Here is a 1,923-nt window from a genome sequence, read left to right as displayed (position 1 = left end):
AGCAGGAAACGGCGGTCGATGGTCATCCGGCAGGAGTCGGGCACGTTGGGCGACGGCAGGCCGGGCCGGAAATCCTCGGTCTGGCCGCCATGGATCGAATTGATGTTCATGGTCGAGCGTTTTGCCCCTTCGGGCACAACCGGCATGCGCGTCATCTTGCGGTCAAGCGCGGGAAACAACTCGTCCTCGAAAGCCCTTAACACGGCGCCCATGTGGCGCACCGCGTTGTCGCCGAGGAATGGCATGGAGCCATGTGCGATCTCGCCCTTGGTCTCGATTTCCGCCCACCAGACGCCGCGATGGCCAAGGCAGATGCGGTCCTTGTTGAGCGGCTCGGGGATGATGACGTGGTCGACCCTGGGTTTCGAGAAGTAGCCGAGCCCGGCCAGATGGGCGACGCCGCCGAAGCCGCCGGATTCTTCGTCCACCGTGCCCGATATCTCGATGGCGCCGGGAAAGTCGGGGAATACTTCCATGAAGGCCTCGACGGCGATGATGGAGGCGGCGAGCCCGCCTTTCATGTCGCAGGCGCCGCGGCCGTAGACCTTGCCGTCCTTGACGATGCCGGCGAAGGGATCGACGGTCCAACCATCGCCGGCTTCGACGACGTCGATATGCGAGTTGAAGTGGACGCAGGCGCCCGGAGAGCGTCCGTCAAATCGCGCGACGACATTGATACGCGGATAGCGATCCGTATCGCCGGGCGCGCCTTCGGCGCGGATGAATTCCGTTTCGAAGCCGCGCTTCTTCAGCCGCGCACCGATGTATTCGGCGCATGGCCCGTAGGCTTCGCCGGGCGGATTGATGGTCGGAAAACGGATGAGGTCGGTGGTCAGCGCAACGACGGCGTCGCGCCTGCTGTCGATTGCCTTGAGGAGTCGCTCGTTCATACGACGAGTTGAGCAGCGATATCAGCGATTTTGCAAGCCCGCTGGTGATCAGGCCCGTGCGGCGTGTCGTTGCGGCAACTATCGCGGGAAATCGTTCAAATTCGCTGCTTTGAATTGGCCAATTGGTCAACGAGTGTGTGTTACTTCATTCACCTGCCATTAAAATGATGAAAAACACCGTGATGGCAGGCAGGCAAGGGGCAATCAAAGGGGTTTGATCGCATGAAAAAGACAGTTCTCATGGCGGCTATGTTTGTCGCGATGCTGTTCAGCGCTTCGGGGCAGGGCTGGGCAGCCAGCCTCGTGGCGAACATAGACGTATCTTCGCAGACGATGACGGTCCGGTATGGCCTGTCGGTTTACCGGTGGAGCGTGTCGACCGCGCGCACCGGCTATTTCACGCCGCGTGGCACGTACCGGCCGCAACGCACGGCCCGGATGTGGTATTCGCGCAAATATCATATGTCGCCGATGCCGTATTCCGTGTTCTTCCATGGCGGCTATGCCATCCATGGAACCGGTGCCGTCAGACAGCTCGGCCGCCCGGCTTCGCATGGCTGCGTGCGGCTGCACACGGCCAATGCGGCGGCCTTCTATGCGATGGTGCGGGAAGTGGGATTCGGTAACACGCGCATCGTCGTCACCAACTGAGCGCCTGATTTCGCCGGCTGGCGTAGAACGCTTGTTCTCGCCAGTTCAGGTGCTTGCGGCGGAAGCCGGCTTCGGGCGCGGTTTGCGGCGCCAGTTGCTGATCTCCCACCTTTTGTGGAACCACATCCACTGGCCGGGATCCTCGCGAACCCAGCGCTCGACCACGTCATTCAGCATCTGGGTGGTGGCGTGGACGTCGACGCTGCCGTCTGCGGTGCGCGGCAGAACCAGTCTGTCCTCGATCTCGAGCCGGAAGCGGTTGCCCGGCAGCCTGACGCAGCGCGCCGGATAGACGTCGCAGTCGTAGTGGCGGGCAAGGGTGGCCAGCACGCGATTGCTCTGGCAGGGACGGCCGAAGAATGTCGTCTCCAGTCCATTGGAG

At 62.3% G+C, this 1,923-nt stretch carries 2 protein-coding genes and 1 pseudogene; 1 reads left to right on the top strand and 2 read right to left on the bottom strand.

Annotated features, from left to right (window positions below):
- Positions 1–890: acetylornithine deacetylase/succinyl-diaminopimelate desuccinylase family protein (locus EN914_RS33720; protein ID WP_127389596.1), on the bottom strand; the 890-nt coding region annotated here is incomplete at its 3' end.
- A gap of 222 nt (positions 891–1,112) precedes the next feature.
- Here EN914_RS33720 and EN914_RS33715 point away from each other — a divergent pair.
- Complete coding sequence (locus EN914_RS33715) at positions 1,113–1,541, top strand: L,D-transpeptidase (protein ID WP_024501279.1); 429 nt, start codon at positions 1,113–1,115, stop codon at positions 1,539–1,541.
- Positions 1,542–1,586: 45 nt separating this feature from the next.
- Here EN914_RS33715 and EN914_RS33710 read toward each other — a convergent pair.
- Positions 1,587–1,923, bottom strand: a pseudogene (locus EN914_RS33710) (lipid A biosynthesis lauroyl acyltransferase); the annotation flags it as partial.

The sequence above is a fragment of the Mesorhizobium sp. M7A.F.Ca.CA.001.08.2.1 genome, assembly GCF_003998455.1.
Lineage (GTDB): Bacteria > Pseudomonadota > Alphaproteobacteria > Rhizobiales > Rhizobiaceae > Mesorhizobium > Mesorhizobium ciceri.
Note: the sequence above shows the minus strand (reverse complement) of the source record. Positions and strands in the feature narration are given on the sequence as shown.

Coding starts and splice junctions, on each gene's coding strand:
- EN914_RS33715 (WP_024501279.1), top strand. CDS start 1,113: ATGAAAAAGACAGTTCTCATGGCGGCTATGTTTGTCGCGATGCTGTTC.